This is a genomic window from Betaproteobacteria bacterium (assembly GCA_016791345.1).
Lineage (GTDB): Bacteria > Pseudomonadota > Gammaproteobacteria > Burkholderiales > JAEUMW01 > JAEUMW01.
Genome location: JAEUMW010000266.1, coordinates 1 through 3,535 on the forward strand (window position 1 = coordinate 1; position 3,535 = coordinate 3,535).

Annotated in this window: 3 protein-coding genes; 1 reads left to right on the top strand and 2 read right to left on the bottom strand. The window is 65.7% G+C overall.

Annotated features, from left to right (window positions below; translation table 11 throughout):
- On the bottom strand, window positions 1-1,268 hold a 1,268-nt coding region (locus JNK68_10630; protein ID MBL8540813.1), incomplete at its 3' end, for a DUF4921 family protein.
- Window positions 1,269-1,548: 280 nt separating this feature from the next.
- On the opposite strand from JNK68_10630, the gene JNK68_10635 reads away from it, so the two are divergent.
- Window positions 1,549-2,199: a hypothetical protein gene (locus tag JNK68_10635; GenBank protein ID MBL8540814.1), complete on the top strand. Its 651-nt coding sequence runs from the start codon at window positions 1,549-1,551 to the stop codon at window positions 2,197-2,199.
- A gap of 21 nt (window positions 2,200-2,220) precedes the next feature.
- On the opposite strand, the gene JNK68_10640 is transcribed toward JNK68_10635, so the two are convergent.
- Window positions 2,221-3,150: a hypothetical protein gene (locus JNK68_10640; GenBank protein ID MBL8540815.1), complete on the bottom strand. Its 930-nt coding sequence runs from the start codon at window positions 3,148-3,150 to the stop codon at window positions 2,221-2,223.
- Window positions 3,151-3,535 lie beyond the last annotated feature (385 nt).

The following is a 3,535-nucleotide window of genomic DNA, read 5'->3' on the forward strand; positions in this document are numbered from 1 at the left end:
AGGCAGTTCGGGACGCAGTCGCACTCGAACGCGATCTTCATCGGCGCAATGCGATCCTCGCCCTTGAGCTGGAAAAGCCGCGGCACCACCTTGTCGCGCAGCGACTCCGGGTCGATCGTGTTGACATAGATCAGCGTGCCGCCCTCGAAGCCGGCAGGATTCGACACGCGCCACTTGATCTGCACGCGCCACGGCATCGGCACATCGGCGTCTGGCGGCTTGTAGTGCCACTCCTCGTTGCAGGGAATGCCCGGCCCCATCGCGGCGTGGCAGGCATGCACCAGATCCGACATGCCACGCAGCTCCTCCGCGGTGTGGTTCCAGGGCTGGCTGCGCTCGCTCTTGGAATAGATCTCCAGCGCCGGAAAGCGATGACCGAAGCCCGCGAAGGCGATCGCGTAGTCGTTCTCGGCGAAGACGAGGTTGCGGTGCGCAGCGAAGTTCACCGCCTCCTCGTTGTAGATGTTGGGATTGGAGCGCACCAGCCGAATCTCCATGTCATTGGAGACGCCGCGCTCGTCGATGGCGACGAGCTGCTTGTGCAGGTGATCGAACGAGGCGCCGGCGGGCTTGAGCCAGTTCTGGAAAACGGCGACATAGCGCACGTAACGATTCGAAAGGTAGATGTCGCGCAGCGCCTCGACGGTGAAGCGGAAATACTGGTAGTGCTCTTCCGGCGTCATCGTCCCGGACGACGCGAGCTCGTTGTCGTGGGTGGCGCCGGGGACGAAATGCCGGTGCGCGATGATGAGCTCGTGGCCGCCACCGAAGAATGCATTGGCCATCTCCAGCTTGTCGGCGACCGACGTCGAGTGGATCGTCTCTTCGTCGGCGCCGCAGAGTTTCATGCGGGTATCGATGACATCCAGTACGTGGCGCCGACCTTCCTCGGTCGCGAGATAGCTGTTCTTGCGCGACTGCAGCTGCGGTGGCAGCACGTAACGGTAGTTCTTTGCCCAGTATTCGCACGAGACGATTTCGAACAGGTTCGGCACGCGCCGGAACATCCACGCGCTGTCGGTGAGCTGGTCTGCCCTGAGCCCCTTTACCGTCTCCCAGCCGGCAGGCGTTCGGATGAGCCGCGCCTTCTCCGGGGGCGTCTCGAAGACCCGGCCGTGACAGAACGCGCAGTACTTGCCGGCCTTAGCAGGGTCGAGCGCGGCGCCTGTCTTGGCATCGTCCCCGAGCGGTCGGTGGCCGCGCCCCGGCACCGTCCAGACCTCGGTGCCGGTGAACGGGTTCACCTGCTTGATCGTGCCGTCCCGCATACGGATCAGGTAATCCGCCACAGGCATCATGTCGTACAGCATGTGAGCCTCCCATCGCCGGACAGCAAAGAGGCATCATCATACAAAAGCCTGCGGAGAATGGGGGTGCGGCCGGCGTCGCCCCGGGCTCACGTGGGTGGCCGCTCAGGATGTCGGAGACGGATCGGGGCAGGTGCGGACACGCAGCGGCCGACCTAGGCCCACCGGCGGATGGACACGCTGCTACGGGCGCTCCAGCATTGGAACCGCGTACCACCGTCTTTCCGCCAGGAGGTGAGCCATGCTGGCCGAGGCACTCAATCCGGAAATCTGCTTCGACACGCCAAGCGGTCGCGTCTGCCTGCCGATTGCGGCGCACGGCCCCACCGTCCCCGCGCTCGGGGACAAGTTCATCGTGAGCGAGGGTGCAGCCGCTTTGCGACGCCTGCTGGATTTCGAGGCGATCCTCGCGGACACGGTGAACAACGGCGACGGCGCGTGCTCGGGCCGGGCGCAACTCGCGCGCAGCCTCGCGCGCGCAGCCGAGTCGGTCTATACGGAAGCGGAGGACGCCAACCTGCGCGCAGGCGTGCTCGTTTCACGCTTCGCGCAGGAGATCGCCGCTCGTGTCGTGCGCTTCTCGCGCGACGAGAACCTGCCGCGCGAAGTCCGCGAGACCTTCGGGCGGTGGTGCGCGCAGCATCCGGACTTGGCGGCCTACATCGCCTCCTTGCCGCAGGCAGTCGCCGTCGCGCTCGATCGCCATCGCCAGGCGACGGACACGGCGCTCGCCGACTTCGCGGCAGGCAAACCCGCCCACGTCGCCATCACCTGCGAGGGGTCGACAGAGAGCTGTGCGGTCCTGGGATTTCTCGCCGGTGCCGCCGCGTTCACGCGGAACGTCGTCGCCGGTGCGGTGGCCGTTGGCGGCATCGCTTGGTGCTGCAGCTGACTAACCCCGGCAGCCCCCTCTTCAGGCAACGCTGCGGGTACCCGGCAGCAGCGCGCTACAGGTCTCGCGAAAGCGCTCGCAGCACTCGATGAACTCGTGCGTGCTCTTCGGCATGGGAACCCGCGCGCGCGTGACGTAGGTGATGAGGTGGGTGCCACGCCCGATCAGGCGGCAGGCCTCCGCCGCCTCCTGGTGAACGCGCGGCAGTGCATCGGCGACGAGCCGCGGCGTGAAGTCGGTAAGGTGCTCGGCGGACACCACGAAGGTCGTCCACACGTCGAAGATATCGGGATCGGTGCGCAGTGTCTCGCTCTTCACCTTGGCCGCGTGGGCGAACTCGGCGATGTGGCGCTCGATGCCGGAGAAGGCATCGAGGCCGGCGAACGTTTCCACCAGGTTATCGGCGATGAGGTCGATGTCGCGCATCGTCTGCGCGATCTTGATGTAGCGGCTCTCGTAGAAATTCTCGACCGGCAGCAGGAATGCCTTGAAGGGCTCGCCCCACAGCTCGTCGATGCCCTCCTCGCCGCTGCGGTGCAGGACCAGCTTGCAGAGGTCGAGCGCTTCCTGCAGGTGTTCGCCGCACTGATGCATGAGGGCGTTGTCGGGCAGGATCTCGACGCCGAGCGCCTGGATCTCCACCAGTTGAGTGAAGATGCCGGTGGCGCGGTTGAACAATGCGCCCGCCAGCATCGCGCCCTTCACGCGCCGGCGCTGCGGATCGGCTTCCTCGCTGTACGCGCGGCGCGCCTCTTCCAGGCGAACGCCCGGCACGTTGAGACCGTGCTCGGTGTGGTTGAAGAGCCGGCGCGTGAGCGCGGCGATGAGTTCCTTCTTGGCGTACAGCGTGTCTGCCGGAACGGGATAGGTCTTCACCCAGTAGCCGTAGTAATGCACGCGCTCCTGGCCGTCGATGATGCGCTTGGTGCCGAGGGGAATGGGACAGTCCATTAGTTTTCCGGGCCTCGAATGCTGAACGATCAGCCCGGAATTCTAGCGAGACTGGAGGCGTTTGTGCAGTGCAATAGCGCATCGGCGAAGCGGAACGACGGGACCGGGTCGCAAACTCGAGCGTGGACGCGCATCGACGCGACGCACGCACGCCTGTCGTCCCGCACGTTCGGCAGGCCTCGCATGCGCTGTCGGCGCGAAGCTCGACGGGATCGTCACAGTCTTCCGCGACGGCCGCCGCGGTCGCGCTGCAACGGGCTACGTGCTCACTTGCACGTGATGAAGCATCGGTCGGACTTGCACTGGTGGTCTTTCGTGCAGGCCTTGCCCTTGGCGAGCTTGTCCTTGCAGACATTCGTGCCGACGCCGGCGACACCCTTGTTGC

What these genes read in the sequence shown, in the direction of transcription:
- JNK68_10635 (MBL8540814.1), top strand. Translation starts at nt 1,549, where the DNA reads ATGCTGGCCGAGGCACTCAATCCGGAAATCTGCTTCGACACGCCAAGC.
- JNK68_10640 (MBL8540815.1), bottom strand. Translation starts at nt 3,150, where the DNA reads ATGGACTGTCCCATTCCCCTCGGCACCAAGCGCATCATCGACGGCCAG.